The organism is Streptomyces sp. NPDC048111, assembly GCF_043202815.1.
GTDB lineage: Bacteria > Actinomycetota > Actinomycetes > Streptomycetales > Streptomycetaceae > Streptomyces.
In genome coordinates this window covers 16,622-34,136 of record NZ_JBIDBD010000016.1, presented here as the reverse complement: position 1 = coordinate 34,136, position 17,515 = coordinate 16,622, and the positions used below count along the sequence as shown (strand labels likewise).

Here is a 17,515-nt window from a genome sequence, read left to right as displayed (position 1 = left end):
TAGAGTCGCGTACGTACCAACGTGCACCAAGCCGGAAGGAATGCCATGGACGTCATCTCCGTCATCCGCACCAAGCGAGACCGGGGCGAGCTGTCTCCCGAGCAGATCGACTGGGTCATCGACGCCTACACGCGCGGCGTGGTCGCCGACGAGCAGATGTCCGCCCTGGCCATGGCGATCCTCCTCAACGGCATGAACCGCACCGAGATCGCGCGCTGGACCGCGGCCATGATCGCCTCCGGCGAGCGCATGAACTTCGACTCGCTCTCGCGCCCGACCGCCGACAAGCACTCCACCGGCGGCGTCGGCGACAAGATCACCCTGCCGCTCGCCCCGCTCGTCGCCGCCTGCGGCGCGGCCGTGCCGCAGCTCTCCGGCCGGGGCCTCGGCCACACCGGTGGCACCCTGGACAAGCTGGAGTCGATCCCCGGCTGGCGCGCGCTGCTCTCCAACGAGGAGATGCTGAACGTCCTGGACACCACGGGCGCGGTCATCTGCGCGGCGGGCGACGGCCTGGCACCGGCCGACAAGAAGCTGTACGCGCTGCGCGACGTCACCGGCACGGTGGAGGCGATCCCGCTGATCGCCTCGTCGATCATGTCGAAGAAGATCGCCGAGGGCACCGGCTCCCTCGTCCTCGACGTCAAGGTCGGCACCGGCGCCTTCATGAAGAACATCGAGGACGCGCGTGAACTGGCGTCCACGATGGTCGCGTTGGGCACGGACAGCGGGGTGAAGACGGTGGCGCTGCTCACCGACATGTCCACCCCGCTCGGCCTCACGGCCGGCAACGCCCTCGAAGTCCGCGAATCCGTCGAGGTGCTGGCGGGCGGCGGCCCCGCCGACGTCGTCGAGCTCACCATCGCGCTGGCCCGCGAGATGCTGGACGCGGCGGGCATCAAGGACGCCGACCCGGCCAAGGCCCTCGCCGACGGCTCCGCGATGGACGTGTGGCGCCGGATGATCGCGGCGCAGGGCGGCGACCCGGACGCGACCCTGCCCGTCGCCCGCGAGCAGCACGTCGTGACCGCCCCCTCCTCGGGCGTCCTGACCCGCCTCGACGCGTACGACATCGGCGTGGCCGCCTGGCGCCTCGGCGCGGGCCGCGCCCGCAAGGAGGACCCGGTGCAGGCGGGCGCGGGCGTCGAGCTCCACGCGAAGCCCGGCGACACGGTGACGGCGGGCCAGCCCCTGCTGACCCTGCACACGGACACCCCGGAGAAGTTCGCGTACGCGCTGGAGTCCCTGGGCGACTCGTACGACGTGGCTCCCGCCGGGACGGCGTTCTCGGCGACCCCGATCGTGCGGGAACGTATCGCCTGACCTGCGGTTCTGGGCTGACGCCCTCGTACGGGTGAACGGGATCGGTGGACCATCGCCGGTCCCGTTCGGCATGCTGGACTGCGTGACGAACCGACGTAGGGAGACCGCCGTGAGCGCACTCACCGTCGACCACTCCGGCACCGGCCACGAGTGGGACGACGTCGTCCGGATCTGGGAGGAGACGGACGCACCCGAGGGCTGCAAGGTGGAGATCATCGAGGGGATCGTCACCGTGTCACCACCGCCGTCCGATGACCACAACGACACCGCCTGGCTCGTGCAACAGCAACTCCTCACAGTGCTGCCGGACGGCTGGGCGATCTACCAGACGCTGGGTCTCGCCCTCCAGCAGAGCGGGGGGCTGTACATGCCCGACCTTGTGATGATGTCGCGATCACGACTGAGCCAGGGTCCGGACGGCCGCACGGCCGCCGAGGACGCAGAACTCGTCGTGGAGATCACTTCGAAGAGCAACGCCAACCATGACCGCGTGACCAAGACGCACGGGTACGCCAAGTCCGGCGTGCCGTTGTATCTGCTGCTCGACCCCTGGCACTCGGGCCGGCCGACCGCCACGCTCTACGGCGAACCCGAACACGGCACCTACCGGGTCCTCGGAACGGTGGAATACGGCGGGAAGCTGCTCCTGCCCGCACCGTTCGACCTGGAGGTCGACACCAGCGACTTCCCCATGCGCTAGGCGCAGCAGGCGAAGCTGATCAGGCGCGCTAGCCCCGCGTCCTCCTCGCACGGGTGAACGGGATCGGTGGACCATCGCCGGTCCCGTTCGGCATGCTGGACTGCGTGACGAACCGACGTAGGGAGACCGCCGCGAGCGCACTCACGGTTGGCCACGAGCCCGGCCAGGGCTGGGACGACCTCGTCCGTCTCTGGGAGGGGACGGATGCGCCTGAGGGCTGCAAGGTGGAGATCATCGAGGGGATCGTCACCGTGTCACCAGCCCCGGCGAACCGGCACAACAGCATTGCGGCCAGGGTCCACAGGGCTCTGCTCGGGGTCATCCCGGAGGGATCACCTCGAAGGCGAACGCCGTTCACGACCGTGTGACGAAGGCGGCGGTCTATGCCGCTGCCGGCGTCCCCCTCTACCTCCTCATCGACCGGTGGGCTCCGGCCGGCCCCACGACGACTCTCTACGGCGAGCCCAAGGGTGGTGTCTACCGCGTCCTGCAAACGGCCAAGTTCGGTGAGGTCGTCCTGCTTCCCGAGCCGTTCGGACTTGCTCTGGACACCGGGGTGTTCCCCCTCGATTGAGCGGGGCGGGCGCCGGTGCGCTCCGGCCTACCGATGAGTTCCGGAAGGGCTCGGGGTCTGCATCGGTGTGGAAGCCATCGATCCCCCGGAGCAGCCCGCCGTCCTTTCCCTCCCCGACCCCCTCACCATCGCCGACGTACCCCTCCTGTGCGAACGGCTGCGCGGGCTGTACGGCGCGGGTGCCCGGGTGGTGGTGTGCGATCTCGGCGCGGTGAGCCGGGCCGACCTGGCCGTGGTCGAAGCGGTGGCGAGGCTGCGGCTCACGGCGCGGCGGGCCGGGGGGCGGGTGGTGTTGCGCAATGCGGGGGCGGGGGTCGTGGCGCTGCTCGATCTGGTCGGGCTGGACTCTTCGTGAGGCCTCGCACCGGATCCCGGGCGGGGTTGGGCCCGGCGCCCTCTTCCCAAGGCAACGGCCCCCCGGGGCGCACCCCGCGCCGGAAGGCGACGCCCCCTCAAGCCCCCCGCACCGGCTCGCCCTCCGCGTCCAGGCGGGTCGGGAGGTCGAAGAGGGGGAACCAGCGTTCGGTGTCGAGGAAGCTGCAGATGCCCGACACCTTGCCCCCGCTCGTCTCGATCACCATCAGCGCCCACGGCGTGAACCCGCCCGCCGGGTCCGGGTGGTAGTGGGCGAAGGCGGGCGTGCCGTTGGCCACCGTCGGCAGGAGGCGCGAGCCGCGGCAGACCGAGCCCACCCCCAGCATCCAGCCCACGATGTCGTCGTGGCCCCGCAGCCACAGGTCGTACGGCGGCATGGACAGCGTCGCGTCCTCGTGGAGCAGGGCGGTCAGCGCCGTCATGTCGTAGCCCTCGAAGGCCGCCACGTACCGGGCCAGGAGTTTTTGCTGCTCCTCGTCGAGCGGGTCCGCCGCGTCCGACTGCTTCGGCTCCGACTCGGCCAGGGTCGAACGGGCCCGCTGGAGCGCCGAGTTGACCGAGGCGACCGTCGTGTCGAGCAGCTCGGCCACCTCCGCCGCCTTCCACGCCAGCACCTCGCGCAGGATCAGCACCGCGCGCTGCTTGGGCGGCAGGTGCTGGAGCGCCGCGACGAAGGCGAGCCGCACCGACTCGCGGGCCAGCGCGGCCTCCGCCGGATCCTCGATCGTGGGCAGCACGCGCCCGTCCGGCACCGGCTCCAGCCAGGTCACCTCGGGACGGGAGTTGAGCTGGGCGTTGGCCACCGGGGTGGCCGCCGTCAGGTCCATGGGGCGGGCCCGCTTGTTGCCCGCGGTCAGCATGTCCAGACACACGTTGGTCGCGATCCGGTACAGCCAGGAGCGCAGCGAGGAGCGGCCCTCGAACTTGTCGATGCTGCGCCACGCCCGCACCAGCGTGTCCTGCACCGCGTCCTCCGCCTCGAAGGCGGAGCCGAGCATCCGGTAGCAGTACCCCGTCAGCTCTCTGCGGTGCTCTTCGAGGCGTACGTCCAGATCCGCCGCCGCTGCCAGCTCACTCATCGGTCCACCCCGTGTCGTGCTGCGCGAATACCAGCACTTCGGAAGCTACCCGACCCCACTGACAATCGCGCGTGAACCGGAGAAGGCGCAGGTCAGTGCGGGGCGTGTGCCAAGTGCAGACGGTGGGTGCGGCGCTCGGCGCGGGCCGCGTGCGAGCCGTACAGGGTGACCGAGACGACACCGAGCACCGCCAGGACGCCGAGCAGCACCGTGGCCGGCCAGCCCGCCGCGTGGAAGGCGACCGCGCCGAGCGTGCCGCCCGCGCTGGAGCCCAGGTAGTAGGCGGACTGGTAGAGCGCGGACGCCTGGGCGCGGCCGTGCTTGGCGGTGTGGCTCACCGAGGACGAGGCGACCGCGTGGCCCGCGAAGAAGCCCGCCGTGATCAGGACCAGACCCGCCAGGATCGCCGGCAGGGAGCTCGCGAGCGAGAGCAGCAGGCCCGCCGCGGTCGTGGACACCGCCAGGTAGAGGGCGCCCCGGCGGCCGACCCGGGCCACGAGCTTGCCCGCGGCCGCCGAGGAGACCGTGCCGACCAGGTACACCAGGAAGATCGAGCCGATCAGGCCCTGCGGAAGGTGGAAGGGCGCCGCGGTGAGGCGGTAGCCGATCACCGTGTAGACCGCGCCGAACACCGTCATGAACAGGGCGCCGATCAGGTACAGGCGCATCAGGAGCGGATCGGCGAGGTGGCCCCGCACGGTGCGGACCAGGGCGCGCGGGTTCAGCGAACCCGGCGTGAAATGACGGGCCTTGGGCAGCAGCAGCCGGAACACGACCGCGCACACCGCGGCCAGCGCGCCCACCGCGAGCAGCGCCGCCCGCCAGCCCCAGGCCTGGGCGACCCAGCCGGTGAGGATGCGGCCGCTCATGCCGCCGATCGAATTGCCCGCCACGAACAGGCCGATCGCCGCGACCAGCGCCTTCGGCTTCACTTCCTCCGCGAGGTACGCCATGGCCGATGCGGGCAGGCCCGCGATGGCCGCGCCCTGCACCGCGCGCAGCGCGACCAGCCAGCCCACGTTCGGCGCGAACGGCACGAGCAGGCCCACCGCCACCGCGACCGCGAGGGACACCGTCATCATGCGGGCCCGCCCGAACCGCTCGGACAGCGCGCTGAGCGGCAGCACGAACAGGGCGAGCGCGCCGGTCGCCGCCGACACCGTCCAGCTGGCCGCGCTCGCCGTGGCCCCGAGGTCCGCGGAGATCAGCGGCAGCAGGGCCTGGGTGGAGTAGAGGAGGGCGAAGGTGGCGACGCCGGCGGCGAAGAGCGCGAAGCTCATCCGGCGGTAGCCGGCGGCGCCCGGGGTGAGCTGGTGCGGGGACGGCGAGGTGGAGGCGGCCACGGTGGTGGACGCCCCGGTACTGGCGGGAGGCATGTCGAAACCGTAGGCCTGCCTGCATTGATGCGTCCAATGCACAGATGGGCGACAATCGTTCCACTCATGCATCAGGCGAGGTCAGGGACGCGCGTGTCATTGAACAGTTACGAAGAATCCATGGAGGACGCCGCCATGGCCCTGGCGCCGCGCCTCGCCTACTTCGCGGGAGTGGCCCGGCACGAGCACGTCACCCGGGCGGCGCAGGAGCTCGGGGTGCCCCAGTCGACCCTGTCGCGCGCCATGGTCCGCCTGGAGGAGGACCTGGGCGTCGCCCTGTTCGCCCGCAAGGGGCGCACCGTCTCACTCACCGCGGCGGGCCGCACCTTCCTCGGCTCGGCCGAGCGGGCGCTCGCCGAGGTCGGCCGGGCCGCCGAGTTGGTGCGCGCCGACGCCGATCCGGCCGCCGGCAAGGTCGCCTTCGGCTTTCTGCACACCATGGGTTCGGAGACCGTGCCGGGCCTCATCCGCGCCTTCCGGGTCGACCACCCCCGCATCCGGTTCACGCTCGTCCAGAACTACGGCGAGGCGATGATCGAGCGGCTGCGCGCCGGTGAGCTCGACCTCTGCCTCACCTCGCCGGTGCCGGACGCGCCCGATCTCGCGGCCCGGCGTCTGGACGAGCAGCGGCTGCGGCTGGTCGTACCGGACGACCACCGGCTCGCGAGCCGCAAGCGGGTGCGCCTCGCGGAGGCCGCCGACGAGACGTTCGTGACCCTGGAGCCGGGCTACGGGCTGCGCCGCATCACCGACGACCTGTGCGCGCAGGCCGGGTTCGCGCCGCGCATCGCCTTCGAGGGCGAGGAGGCCGAGACGCTGCGCGGCCTGGTCGCCGCCGGGCTCGGGGTGGCTCTCCTGCCGCCGCCCGCGGTCGCCCGGCCGGGTGTCGTCGAGCTGACCGTCACCGCGCCCCGCGCGGTGCGCGAGATCGGGGTGGCCTGGCTCGACGGGCACCCGGACACCCCGCCGGTGGCCGCCTTCAAGTCCTTCCTGCTCTCCCGGCGGGGCAAGCTGATCCCCGAGTAGGAAGGGGAAGGCGGTCCGGCTTCTGTTCTTCGGGCAGTCCCAACCGACCTAGTGGCGAAGGGACTTGCCGAAGCCCGCGGCCAAAGGCATGCGCAGGCCGAGCGGGGGCGGCGCGGCGAAGGCGTCGGTGACGGGGCGGGCGTACGGGCGGGAGAAGAGCGTGCCGAAGACGAAGTCCGCGGCCAGGGCGTGGACTTCGGGCCGGTGCTGGCGCAGGGCGTGGCCGTCCGAGTGCACCTCGAAACGGCAGGTGTCCCGGTTCGCCTTCTTGGCGCGCTCGGCGAGGCGGTAGGAGAGCTCCGGGTCGCAGCGCGTGTCATTGGTGCCGTGCACGATCAGCACGCGCCGGCCCACCAACTGCTTGACCGGCTCCGATGCGGCCGCCAGGTCGTCCTCGGGAATCCAAGGGGCCAGTGCCAGAACGGAGTTGACGGCGTGGTGTCCCGCCGCCCGTAACGCGGCCCGGCCGCCCATGCCGTGCCCGGCCAGGCACACCGGCACGTCGCCGTACCGCCGTACCACCTCGTCCGCCGCCCACGCGGTGTCCGTGGCGAGCCGTGCGTCGCCGCCGTTCCAGCCCTGGCCGCGGTAGCGCACGACATGGGTCACCAGGCCCTCCGTACGGCCGTCCCTGGCCAGCCTGCGGGCCAGCGGCAGGGCCGCCGCGTAGGCGAGGGGGGAGGGCCGGCGTGCCGAGACGGGGTCGCCGTCCGGCAGCACCAGGACCACACCGCTGACCGTCGCGCCGGCGCCGGTCGCACCGACGGCCCGTCCGAGTCGGGCAGCAGGCAGGGGAATCGCTTGCTGTGCCATGGCAGAACAGTCTCAGAAGCCCGGGTGTACGCCACCCGTCCGCACGGTCACTGTTACGTATCGACGGTGCCGGGACGCCCGGTGATCTACGCGCGTAGGGACTAGAGTGCGCAGATGACGAGCCAGACCGCATCCGTACCCAGCCCGGATCAGATCAGCCGTGCCCCGAAGGTGCTGCTCCACGACCACCTCGACGGCGGTCTGCGTCCTGGGACCATCATCGACATCGCCCGCGAGAACGGGTATGACGGACTGCCCGAGACCGAGGCCGACAAGCTCGGCATCTGGTTCCGCGAGGCCGCCGACTCGGGCTCCCTGGAACGGTACTTGGAGACCTTCGCGCACACCTGCGCCGTCATGCAGACCCGCGACGCGCTGTTCCGGGTGGCCGCCGAATGCGCCGAGGACCTCGCCGAGGACGGCGTCGTCTACGCCGAGGTGCGGTACGCGCCCGAGCAGCACCTGGAGCGGGGCCTCACCCTGCACGAGGTCGTCGAGGCCGTCAACGAGGGCTTCCGCGAAGGGGAACGGCGGGCCCGCGCGGCCGGCCACCGCATCCGGGTGGGCGCCCTGCTCACCGCGATGCGCCACGCGGCCCGCGCCCTGGAGATCGCCGAACTCGCCAACTCCTACCGGGACTCGGGCGTCGTCGGCTTCGACATCGCCGGCGCCGAGGCGGGCTTCCCGCCCACCCGCCACCTCGACGCCTTCGAGTACCTCAAGCGCGAGAACAACCACTTCACCATCCACGCCGGCGAGGCCTTCGGCCTGCCGTCGATCTGGCAGGCGCTCCAGTGGTGCGGCGCGGACCGGCTCGGCCACGGGGTGCGCATCATCGACGACATCGAGATCGCCGAGGACGGGAGCGTGAAGCTCGGCAGGCTCGCCTCGTACGTGCGCGACAAGCGGATCCCGCTGGAGATGTGCCCGACCTCCAACCTCCAGACGGGGGCCGCCACCTCCTACGCGGACCACCCCATCGGGCTGCTGCGCAAGCTGCACTTCCGGGCCACCGTGAACACGGACAACCGCCTGATGTCGGGCACCAGCATGAGCCAGGAATTCGAGCACCTCACGAGCGCCTTCGGCTATACGCTCGACGACCTGCAGTGGTTCACGGTCAATGCGATGAAATCAGCATTCATTCCTTTCGATGAACGACTGGCCATGATCAATGACGTGATCAAGCCCGGATATGCCGAGCTGAAATCCGAATGGCTGTTCCAGCAGACCGCCACGACCAGCGGTTCTGCGAGCGCGGGCGGCTGATCTTAGGTATAGGAAAACGGCCGTGTGTGTGAACGCGCGGCCGTTTTCACATGTTTGCGGTGCGAGCGCCGCGCTGACTACCTTGGCGAGCCGCTCACCTCCCCATCGCAAGGACGAATTTCTGATGAAGCAGTCTGCCAAGACGCTCGGTGTCGTTGCCCTCGGTGCCGCCTTCGCCGCCGCTGCCGCCGGGACCGCCTCCGCCGTTCCCGCGCTCCCGGCCCTCGGCGCGCTGTCGACCGTGACCGCCGGAACCCCGCTCGGCACCCTGTCCAAGGTGGTGCCCGCGGCTTCCCCCGAGGCCCTGACGGGTCAGCAGACGGCGGGCCAGAAGAAGGAAAGCAGCGACCCCGTGAGCGGCCTGCTCGGCGGCCTGCCGACCGGCCCGGTGGCGAGCAACCTCACCGGCGGCGGCCTCACCGGCTGAACCGTCCCGCGCGTCCCCCCGGGGCGCACACCCGGCTCACGGGTGTGCGCCCCGGCGGTGTGTGTGCACGTGTGTGTGCGCAGGTGTGTGTGCGCTGGGCCCGGGCCGCACGCCCGGAGGCGACCGGAGGCGACCGGAAGAGCTACCAGGCGGCGCGCCGGGACTTCTCGGACGGGAACAGCGCCCACATCGCCAGATAGACCAGGAACTGCGGACCCGGCAGCAGGCACGACACCACGAAGATGACCCGCATCGTGTTCGCGGAGGTGCCGAAGCGCCGGGCCAGCGCTGCGCACACTCCGCCGATCCAGCGGCCTTCGGTGGGGCGGACAAGAGGGGCGCTCATGGCGGGCTCCTTCGGAGCTGGAGTGGGGGAGCGGCCGGTGCCGGCTCCCTGGTGATGTCTCCCATGGTCCCGCCGGGCGTGCGTCACGGCGTCGGACTACGGGGCCATGCCGACCCTGGGAATTGTCGGGGTACGTCCCTGAGGGGCATCCTCCCGAAGGACGGGAGCACGCTGTTCGCGCTGGTTCCTGCGACGGAGGCCGCGTCGTCCCGCGGGCACCACGGCGAGGTGGGCGAGCGCCACTCCGGCGGTGTTCAGGAGCAGCGAGTCCACGTCCGGGACCTGTCCGGGCACGGCCGTCTGCAGCAGGGCGATCCCGAGCGAGATCAGGGCTCCGGCCAGCACGGTGCGTACCAGTGAGGCGAGCGGGGACACGCGCAGGCGGCCCCCCACCATCGGCAGCAGCACCCCGAGCGGAGCCAGCAGCAGGAGGCCCTCGCCGATCCGGTGCGCGGCCTCCAGCGGGCCGAGCGCGAGGTCGGCCCTGATGCCGGCGAAGGGCGTCAGATTGGTGGCCGTCACCCACATCACATCGCGTGGCCGCAGCGCGGTCCATGCCACGAGCAGCAGATGGGCGAGGAGGAGGACGCCTCCCACCACGCGGAACCTGATGACGGCGCTGCCGTCCTGACCATGACGCTGCTGCACGCCCCCCAAGACGCAGCCCGTGGCGCGAACGGTTCCGCAGGGCCGACGTGATTCAGGCCGCCCAGCCCCCCGGGGCCCCGCCCGCCCTAGGTGTGGCCGGGGCGGGGGATGTCGCCGAGGGTGGCCGCGCTGTCGGGGTGCGACTTCATCTCCGGCGTGCAGGTGTAGCCGCGCGCCGGGTCCTCGCCCGGCCCGCCGAGCACCACCTGCCGGGTGTCGGGCGTGGCCGGGATGTTCTCCGCGTACGTGCAGACCAGCTGGGACAGGGCGAGCGCGGACAGGTCCGCGGGGGTGCGGCTCAGGCGCAGTGCGCCCGCCGGGTCGTTCGCGCGGGCCGCGCCGACGGTGAGCGGCCCCTTGGCCTCGGTGGTGAACCCGGCGTCCTTCTCGTCCCCCGACGGCGTGGCGATGAGCTCGTCGAGGAGGGCCTGGGCGAAGCGGAGCCGGTCCTGGGCGCCCCGGTTCTCCGGGATCCGCACCGAGCGCTGCGCGGTGACCAGCTGCGTCCCGCACACCAGATAAACGTGCACGGTGACGCCCTCGAACTGCGGGGCGACCGCGCCACCCGGCACCTCGCACGGCACCCGCGACGGCGCGGGCCCGGCGTCGACCGGCACCGAGGTGGGCCGGATCCCGCACCCCGCGGCGGCCAGGACGAGCAGCCCGGTCAGCGCGGCAGCTGCCCGGCGGTGATGGCCTCTCACTGCGCCGCGCCCCCTTCCGGCGTCTCCGCGGCGGGCTCGGTGGCGTCCAGCGGAAGCCGCAGCACGAACACGGCGCCGCCCTCGGGGGAGTTGGAGGCGGTGATGTCGCCGCCGTGGATGTGCGCGTTCTCCATCGCGATGGACAGGCCGAGCCCGCTGCCCTCCGAGCGCGGCCGCGAGGCGCTCGCCTTGTAGAACCGGTCGAAGACGTGCGGCAGTACGTCCTCGGGGATGCCGGGTCCGTGGTCGCGGACCGCGATCACCAGCTCCTCGCCCTCGACGCGCACCGCGACCCGCACCGGCGAGCCGCCGTGCTTGAGGGCGTTGCCGATCAGGTTGGCGAGCACCACGTCCAGGCGGCGCGGGTCCAGACGGGCCATGATGCCGCGCTCCGCGTCGAGTTCGACCGCGTCGAGCCAGGCCCGGGTGTCGATGCAGGCGGTGATCTGGTCGGCGATGTCCACGTCGTCCAGGACCAGTCGGGCGGTGCCCGCGTCGAAGCGGGTGACCTCCATCAGGTTCTCGACCAGGACGTTCAGGCGGCGCGTCTCGGACACCACGAGCCGTACCGCGGGCGCGATCATCGGGTCGAGGCTGTCCTCCTCCTCGTCGAGGACCTCGGCGACGGCCGTCAGCGCGGTCAGCGGCGTACGCAGCTCGTGCGACATGTCGGCGACGAAGCGGCGGCTGGCCTCCTCGCGCGCGCTCATGTCGGTGACCTTCTTCTCCAGCGCCTCGGCCGTGCGGTTGAACGTCCGTGACAGATCGGCGAGTTCATCGGTTCCGGACACCCGCAGACGGGTGTCGAGCTTGCCCTCGCCGAGCCTGCGCGCCGCGTCCCCGAGCCGCTGCACCGGCCGCAGCACGGTGGTGGCCGCCGCCTGTGCGAGCAGCGCGGAGGCGAGCAGCGCGAGGAAGGTGGCGATGCCGAGGGACCAGGCGAGCGAGTTGAGGTCGCGCCGCTCCTGGTCGAGCGGGGCCAGCATGTAGCCGGTCGGGCCGGCGCCGATGATCTTGGTACCGCCCACCAGGTACGGCCGGCCGTGCAGCGTGATCCGCTGCCAGAACAGGTGGTACGGGTAGGCGTTGCTGCCCGTCACCTTCTGCTTCTTGTTCACCGCCTCCTGGAGCGAGGCGGGCACGTCCTTCAGCGTGAAGCCGTCCACGTCGGAGGCCCCCACGATCGGCTTGCCCGGGGCGCGCTCGGCCACCAGGAGCACGTTGTAACGGGAGTTGCTGCTGTCCGCCATCTGCTGGGCGGCCACTTGGAGGTCGTGCTCGGCCGGTTGCAGGGGCAGCGAGGCCGCCCGGTTCTGCATGCCCTGCCGGAAGTCGTTGAGCGCCGAGTCCTGGGTACGGACCAGGACGGCCTCGCGGTTGAGCCAGTACGCGATGCCGGACGCGGAGACGGCCGCGGTCAGCGCGACCAGCGCGAACACCACGACGAGGCGCAGCCGCAGACTGGTCCAGCGCAGCCCGGCGAGTATCGCTCGCTTCACTTGCCCTGCTTATCGGGGGTACGGAGGTGGTGCGGCTGGATCACGAGGGCGTGTCCAGGCGGTAGCCGACACCGCGGACGGTGCGGATCAGGGTCGGCGAGGACGGCACGTCCTCCACCTTGGCGCGCAGCCGCTGCACACAGGCGTCCACCAGGCGGGAGTCGCCGAGGTAGTCGTGCTCCCAGACCAGTCGCAGCAGCTGCTGGCGGGAGAGCGCCTGACCGGGCCTGCGGCTCAGTTCGAGCAGCAACCGCAGCTCGGTGGGCGTGAGTTGGAGGTCCTCGCCGTTCTTGGTGACGGTCATCGCGGCGCGGTCGATCACCACGCTGCCGAACGCCGCCGAGTCGGTGGCCTCCCGTTCGCCGCGCCGCAGCACCGCCCGGATCCGGGCGTCGAGCACCCGTCCCTGGACCGGCTTGACCACATAGTCGTCGGCACCGGACTCAAGGCCCACCACCACGTCGATGTCGTCGTTGCGCGCGGTCAGCAGGATGATCGGCAGCTGGTCGGTGCGCCGGATCCGGCGGCACACCTCGAAGCCGTCGATCCCGGGCAGCATCACGTCCAGCACGATCAGGTCCGGCCGCTGCTCGCGCAGCAGCTTCAGGCCGTCCTCTCCCGTCGCCGCGGTGGCCACACGGTGGCCCTGGCGTGACAGGGAGAGTTCGAGGGCCGTGCGGATGGCGTCGTCGTCCTCGATCAGCAACAGGAAAGGCACAGAGGTCATTCTGGCCCATGGGGGAGAGGAGTACGACCCCCGTCCGCTCCCGGGCCTCCGACGCCACCTTCACAGGCCCCTGTGACAGGCCTGTGACACTCGGCGGACAGCTCGATGAAGTGGCCCGGGCAGGCTCTTCCTCGTAACCAGGCACGCCGATGAAACAGACTCCACCGACGGGGGGCGCGAGATGAACGCACTGCACAGCACCAACTCCAGCGCAGTTGTGACGCGTCTCCACGACGTCGCACGGAGCACCGAGAAGTCCGGCGCCGGCGCGGGGGTACGGGGGTGCGCTCGCGGCGCCGGGCGTCAGCACACGTCCTTCATGACGGTCGTTGACGCCCCCGCGGTTCCGGCCGCGGGGAACAAGCCGCAGAAGAACGGGGAGGCGGCGTACCGGGAGGCACCGGCCGGACACGGCGGCCTGTCGGAGGCGGAGTTCACCGCCTACGTCCAGGAGCGCCGCGCCTCCCTGTACGCCACCGCCTACCACCTGACCGGTGACCGCTTCGAGGCGGAGGACCTGCTCCAGAGCGCGCTGTTCTCCACCTACCGGGCCTGGGACCGCATCAGCGACAAGGCCGCGGTCGGCGGTTATCTGCGCCGCACGATGACCAATCTGCACATCAGCGCCTGGCGGCGGCGCAAGCTCAACGAGTACCCGACCGAGGAGCTGCCGGAGACGGCGGGCGACACGGACGCGATGCGCGGCACCGAACTGCGCGCGGTGCTGTGGCAGGCGCTGGCCCGTCTGCCCGAACTCCAGCGCACGATGCTGGTCCTGCGTTACTACGAGGGCCGCACCGACCCGGAGATCGCGGACATACTCGACATCAGTGTCGGCACGGTGAAGTCCAGCATCTGGCGCTCGCTGCGCCGGCTGCGCGAGGACGAGGTCCTCAGCTTCGGCCGTGACGAGGAGGAGTCCTTCGGCGAGCTGGTGGCCTGAGGGCGGGGGGAGGGGCCGCGGACGGTCCACGGGGGACACGGGGGCCGTCCACGGTAACGGGGAAAACGGGGGGACACGGGGGAAGCGGCGGGGCCATCGGCCCCGCCGCTTCGGTGTGCGGCGCCGAAGCGCCTACGCGGCGGCCGTCGTGCGCGAGCGGCCCGCCGCCGCGCCGGCGATGCGGCCGAGCGCCTCGCGCCCGTCGCAGGCGTGGGCGCCCAGCGCCGTCTGGCGGCCGACGATCGCGCGTTCGGCGCGCATCAGGCGCCAGCCGCGGCGCAGCAGGAACGTCACCGACTTGCGGCCCTCGCGCAGATCGCGCAGCAGCCTGCGGCGGAACGTCGTGGAGGGCCGCCCGCGCAGGCAGATCGCGTCCGCGAGCACCCCGAGTTCCTGGCAGCGCGTCACGATGTCGGCGGCGAAGATGCCCTCGGCGATGAACAGCGGGGTGCGGCCGATGCCGAGTTCGGTGGTGCCGGTGATGGAACTCGTGGCGATGGAGTAGACCGGCACCGCGGTGCGCCCGGTGCGGCACAGCTCGGTGATGGCGGCGACCGCGGCGTCCGCGTTCCAGGACAGCGGGGAGTCCCAGTCGATGTCCGAACTGCCCGCCACCGTCGGCAGGGTCGGGTCGTCGCATTCTTTGTAGAAGTCGTCGAGGCGCAGCACGGGCAGTTCCGTGCGGGCGGCGAGGGACGACTTGCCGGAGCCGGAGGGCCCCGAAAGGAGCACGACGCGCGTCGCGATGGCAGATGAACTCACGGGACACCAGTCTGGGGCATGCACCCGTGAGTGGGACCCCCCGGGGATGCCGTTGGTATCGAGCATCACATCTCAACTACGCTTCGCGTTCGCGCGATTACGCCATTTCGTACGAGAGTGAGTGGGATCCCATGGGACAACACGAGGCGTCGAGCCCCGCCGGAGGGATGCGCCACCGGGCGCTGCTGCGGGCCGGGCTCACCATCACCGCGGCCGGCGCGGCCCTGGCCGGCGCGGGTCAGGCCGCCCAGGCGGCGCCGGCCCACACGACCGGTCAGAGTGCGACGGTCACCGACCTCGCGGCGGCCGCGCAGGGGGTGACCGGGGCCGTCGGGCACGTCTTCGGACCGGCCAAGGGGCTGCGGCTCGACCCGCTGGCCAACACCGGGGTCGACCCGCTGACCAATGGAGTGGGCACCCAGATCGCCGACTTCCAGCCCGTCTCGACGACCGCGGTGACCGGAGTGGTGACCAGCGGCGCGGCCGTCGGGGACCTGCCGGTCGTGGGCGCGGTCACCGGACTGCTGCCCGGCTGACGCGTACGCGAAGGGCCCCGCCGACGACATCGGCGGGGCCCTTCGGTATGGCTCAGTACGCGGAGCCGGAGGCGCCCAGGGAGCCCGTGGGGTGCCAGACGGTCTTGGTCTCCAGGAACGCGGTGAGGCGCTCGGTGCCCGGGTCCGCCGTGAAGTCCACGGCCTTGGCGCGCAGCACGCGCTTGAGGTTGTCCGCCGCCGCGATCTCCAGCTCGCGCGCGAGCTCGGCGCCCGCACCCGTCAGGTCGATCGCGTTGACGTCCTGGTGCGCGGCCAGCGGTGCCGCGATCTCCGCGGTCCTGCCGGACAGGACGTTGACGACGCCACCCGGCAGGTCGGAGGTGGCCAGCACCTCGCCGAGCGAGAGCGCCGGGAGCGGCGCCTTCTCGGAGGCGATGACGATCACGGTGTTGCCGGTCGCGATGACGGGCGCGACGACCGAGACCAGGCCGAGGAACGAGGAGTCCTGCGGGGCCAGCACCGTGACGACACCGGTCGGCTCGGGCGTGGAGAGGTTGAAGAACGGGCCCGCGACGGGGTTGGCCCCGCCCACGACCTGACCGATCTTGTCGGTCCAGCCCGCGTACCAGACCCAGCGGTCGATCGCCGCGTCCACGACCGCGGCGGCCTTGGACTTCGAGAGCCCCTCGGCCTCGGCGACCTCGCGCACGAACTGGTCCTTGCGGCCCTCCAGCATCTCGGCGATGCGGTAGAGGATCTGGCCGCGGTTGTACGCGGTCGCCCCCGACCAGCCGCCGAACGCCTTGCGGGCCGCGACGACCGCGTCCCGCGCGTCCTTGCGCGAGGAGAGGGGCGCGTTGGCCAGCCACTTGCCCTTGCTGTCGACCACTTCGTACACCCGGCCGCTCTCGGAACGCGGGAACTTCCCGCCCACGTACAGCTTGTAGGTCTTGAAGACACTCAGACGCGTCGGAGTCTCAGACATCGAGGTAGCCCTCCAGGCCGTGCCGGCCGCCCTCGCGGCCGAAGCCCGACTCCTTGTAGCCGCCGAACGGCGAGGTCGGGTCGAACTTGTTGAACGTGTTGGCCCACACGACACCGGCGCGGAGCTTGCCGGCGACGGCGAGGATGCGCGAGCCCTTCTCCGTCCAGATGCCGGCGGACAGGCCGTACTGGCTGTTGTTGGCCTTGGCGACGGCCTCGTCCGGAGTGCGGAAGCTCAGCACCGACAGGACCGGGCCGAAGATCTCGTCGCGGGCGATGGTGTGCGCCTGGGTGACGTTGGTGAACAGCGTCGGGGCGAACCAGTAGCCCGCCGAGGGCAGTTCGCACGGGGCGGACCAGCGCTCGGCGCCCTCCGCCTCACCGGTCTCGGTGAGCGCGGTGATGCGGGCCAGCTGCTCGGCGGAGTTGATGGCGCCGATGTCGGTGTTCTTGTCCAGCGGGTCGCCGAGGCGCAGCGTGGACAGGCGGCGCTTGAGCGAGTCGAGCAGCTCGTCCTGGATCGACTCCTGGACCAGCAGGCGCGAGCCCGCGCAGCAGACCTGGCCCTGGTTGAAGAAGATGCCGGTGACGATGCCCTCGACGGCCTGGTCGATGGGGGCGTCGTCGAAGACGATGTTGGCGCCCTTGCCGCCCAGCTCCAGGGTGACCTTCTTGTCGGTGCCCGCGACGGAACGCGCGATGGCCTTGCCGACGTTGGTCGAGCCGGTGAAGGCGACCTTGTTCACGTCCGGGTGCTCGACCAGGGCCGCGCCCGCGTCGCCGTACCCGGTGAGGATGTTGACGACGCCCTTGGGCAGGCCGGCCTGGCGGCAGATGTCCGCGAAGAACAGCGCCGAGAGCGGGGTGGTCTCGGCGGGCTTCAGGACGACCGTGTTGCCGGTCGCGAGTGCCGGGGCGATCTTCCAGGCCAGCATCAGGAGCGGGAAGTTCCACGGGATGACCTGGCCGGCGACGCCGAGCGGGCGCGGGTTGTTGCCGAACCCGGCGTGGTCGAGCTTGTCGGCCCAGCCCGCGTAGTAGAAGAAGTGCGCGGCGACCAGGGGGAGGTCCGCGTCGCGGGTCTCCTTGATCGGCTTGCCGTTGTCCAGGGTCTCCAGGACGGCCAGTTCGCGGCTGCGCTCCTGGATGATCCGCGCGATGCGGAACAGGTACTTGGCGCGCTCCGAGCCGGGCAGCGCCGACCACGTCACGAACGCCCTGCGCGCGGCCTTGACGGCGCGGTCCACGTCCTCGGCGCCCGCCCGGGCGACCTCGGACAGGACCTCCTCGGTGGACGGCGAGACGGTCTTGAAGACCTTGCCGTCGGCGGCCTCGGTGAACTCGCCGTCGATGAACAGGCCGTAGGACGGCGCGATGTCGACGACCGAGCGGGACTCGGGGGCGGGCGCGTAGTCGAACGCGGCCGTCTGCTTTTCCATGGTC

The 17,515-nt window shown here is 71.6% G+C and carries 19 protein-coding genes and 1 pseudogene; 9 read left to right on the top strand and 11 right to left on the bottom strand.

What is annotated here, in order from left to right:
• Positions 1-45 precede the first annotated feature (45 nt).
• The 4 genes and pseudogenes from ACGF3I_RS23525 to ACGF3I_RS23510 all read left to right on the top strand — a co-directional run bounded on the left by ACGF3I_RS23525 (position 46) and on the right by ACGF3I_RS23510 (position 2,952).
• Complete coding sequence (locus ACGF3I_RS23525; RefSeq protein WP_393135049.1) at positions 46-1,323, top strand: thymidine phosphorylase; 1,278 nt, start codon at positions 46-48, stop codon at positions 1,321-1,323.
• A 109-nt stretch (positions 1,324-1,432) separates the two neighbouring features.
• Positions 1,433-2,023 carry a Uma2 family endonuclease gene (locus ACGF3I_RS23520; RefSeq protein WP_393135048.1) on the top strand — a complete coding sequence of 197 codons (591 nt, stop codon included), beginning with the start codon at positions 1,433-1,435 and terminating at the stop codon, positions 2,021-2,023.
• 92 nt (positions 2,024-2,115) lie between these two features.
• A pseudogene (locus ACGF3I_RS23515) lies at positions 2,116-2,597 on the top strand (Uma2 family endonuclease).
• A 67-nt stretch (positions 2,598-2,664) separates the two neighbouring features.
• Positions 2,665-2,952, top strand: coding sequence for a lipid asymmetry maintenance protein MlaB (locus tag ACGF3I_RS23510; protein ID WP_393135046.1), 288 nt, complete (start codon positions 2,665-2,667; stop codon positions 2,950-2,952).
• Between the two features lie 97 nt (positions 2,953-3,049).
• On the opposite strand, the gene ACGF3I_RS23505 is transcribed toward ACGF3I_RS23510, so the two are convergent.
• Positions 3,050-4,051 (bottom strand): sigma-70 family RNA polymerase sigma factor, encoded by a 1,002-nt coding sequence (locus ACGF3I_RS23505; RefSeq protein ID WP_393135044.1) that lies wholly within the window; start codon positions 4,049-4,051, stop codon positions 3,050-3,052.
• A 92-nt stretch (positions 4,052-4,143) separates the two neighbouring features.
• On the bottom strand, positions 4,144-5,427 hold the full coding sequence (locus ACGF3I_RS23500; protein WP_393135043.1) for an MFS transporter: 1,284 nt from the start codon (positions 5,425-5,427) through the stop codon (positions 4,144-4,146).
• A gap of 120 nt (positions 5,428-5,547) precedes the next feature.
• Here ACGF3I_RS23500 and ACGF3I_RS23495 point away from each other — a divergent pair, with 120 nt between their 5' ends.
• A complete protein-coding gene (locus tag ACGF3I_RS23495) occupies positions 5,548-6,453 on the top strand; it encodes a LysR family transcriptional regulator (protein ID WP_393135041.1) in 906 nt (301 codons plus the stop codon).
• Between the two features lie 48 nt (positions 6,454-6,501).
• Here ACGF3I_RS23495 and ACGF3I_RS23490 read toward each other — a convergent pair whose 3' ends face one another.
• Positions 6,502-7,266, bottom strand: a complete 765-nt coding sequence (locus ACGF3I_RS23490; protein ID WP_393135039.1) for an alpha/beta hydrolase family protein — start codon at positions 7,264-7,266, stop codon at positions 6,502-6,504.
• 114 nt (positions 7,267-7,380) lie between these two features.
• Here ACGF3I_RS23490 and ACGF3I_RS23485 point away from each other — a divergent pair, with 114 nt between their 5' ends.
• The gene (locus tag ACGF3I_RS23485) at positions 7,381-8,535 is read left to right on the top strand and encodes an adenosine deaminase (protein ID WP_393135038.1); all 1,155 of its coding nucleotides are present in this window, start codon (positions 7,381-7,383) and stop codon (positions 8,533-8,535) included.
• Between the two features lie 124 nt (positions 8,536-8,659).
• Positions 8,660-8,962: a hypothetical protein gene (locus ACGF3I_RS23480; RefSeq protein ID WP_393135036.1), complete on the top strand. Its 303-nt coding sequence runs from the start codon at positions 8,660-8,662 to the stop codon at positions 8,960-8,962.
• Positions 8,963-9,104: 142 nt separating this feature from the next.
• Here the strand turns inward: ACGF3I_RS23480 and ACGF3I_RS23475 are convergent, their stop codons facing one another.
• From ACGF3I_RS23475 to afsQ1, 5 genes are all read right to left on the bottom strand, one after another.
• Positions 9,105-9,308: a PspC domain-containing protein gene (locus ACGF3I_RS23475; protein WP_393135034.1), complete on the bottom strand. Its 204-nt coding sequence runs from the start codon at positions 9,306-9,308 to the stop codon at positions 9,105-9,107.
• 96 nt (positions 9,309-9,404) lie between these two features.
• A complete protein-coding gene (locus ACGF3I_RS23470; RefSeq protein WP_393135032.1) occupies positions 9,405-9,956 on the bottom strand; it encodes a VanZ family protein in 552 nt (183 codons plus the stop codon).
• An 86-nt stretch (positions 9,957-10,042) separates the two neighbouring features.
• On the bottom strand, positions 10,043-10,660 hold the full coding sequence (locus ACGF3I_RS23465) for a hypothetical protein (RefSeq protein ID WP_393135030.1): 618 nt from the start codon (positions 10,658-10,660) through the stop codon (positions 10,043-10,045).
• Positions 10,657-12,159 carry an ATP-binding protein gene (locus ACGF3I_RS23460; RefSeq protein ID WP_393135028.1) on the bottom strand — a complete coding sequence of 501 codons (1,503 nt, stop codon included), beginning with the start codon at positions 12,157-12,159 and terminating at the stop codon, positions 10,657-10,659. The genes ACGF3I_RS23465 and ACGF3I_RS23460 overlap by 4 nt, the downstream gene beginning before the upstream one ends.
• A gap of 40 nt (positions 12,160-12,199) precedes the next feature.
• Positions 12,200-12,877, bottom strand: coding sequence for a two-component system response regulator AfsQ1 (gene afsQ1 / locus ACGF3I_RS23455; protein ID WP_189762146.1), 678 nt, complete (start codon positions 12,875-12,877; stop codon positions 12,200-12,202).
• Positions 12,878-13,067: 190 nt separating this feature from the next.
• On the opposite strand from afsQ1, the gene ACGF3I_RS23450 reads away from it, so the two are divergent.
• The gene (locus tag ACGF3I_RS23450; protein ID WP_393135026.1) at positions 13,068-13,829 is read left to right on the top strand and encodes a SigE family RNA polymerase sigma factor; all 762 of its coding nucleotides are present in this window, start codon (positions 13,068-13,070) and stop codon (positions 13,827-13,829) included.
• A gap of 132 nt (positions 13,830-13,961) precedes the next feature.
• Here ACGF3I_RS23450 and ACGF3I_RS23445 read toward each other — a convergent pair whose 3' ends face one another.
• Positions 13,962-14,657 (bottom strand): uridine kinase, encoded by a 696-nt coding sequence (locus ACGF3I_RS23445; RefSeq protein WP_393135024.1) that lies wholly within the window; start codon positions 14,655-14,657, stop codon positions 13,962-13,964.
• A 65-nt stretch (positions 14,658-14,722) separates the two neighbouring features.
• Here ACGF3I_RS23445 and ACGF3I_RS23440 point away from each other — a divergent pair, with 65 nt between their 5' ends.
• Positions 14,723-15,127 carry a hypothetical protein gene (locus tag ACGF3I_RS23440; protein ID WP_393135023.1) on the top strand — a complete coding sequence of 135 codons (405 nt, stop codon included), beginning with the start codon at positions 14,723-14,725 and terminating at the stop codon, positions 15,125-15,127.
• 52 nt (positions 15,128-15,179) lie between these two features.
• Here ACGF3I_RS23440 and ACGF3I_RS23435 read toward each other — a convergent pair whose 3' ends face one another.
• Both ACGF3I_RS23435 and ACGF3I_RS23430 read right to left on the bottom strand, forming a co-directional pair.
• The gene (locus tag ACGF3I_RS23435; protein WP_393135021.1) at positions 15,180-16,073 is read right to left on the bottom strand and encodes an aldehyde dehydrogenase family protein; all 894 of its coding nucleotides are present in this window, start codon (positions 16,071-16,073) and stop codon (positions 15,180-15,182) included.
• Positions 16,066-17,511, bottom strand: a complete 1,446-nt coding sequence (locus ACGF3I_RS23430; RefSeq protein ID WP_393135227.1) for an aldehyde dehydrogenase family protein — start codon at positions 17,509-17,511, stop codon at positions 16,066-16,068. The genes ACGF3I_RS23435 and ACGF3I_RS23430 overlap by 8 nt, the downstream gene beginning before the upstream one ends.
• Positions 17,512-17,515: the final 4 nt, after the last annotated feature.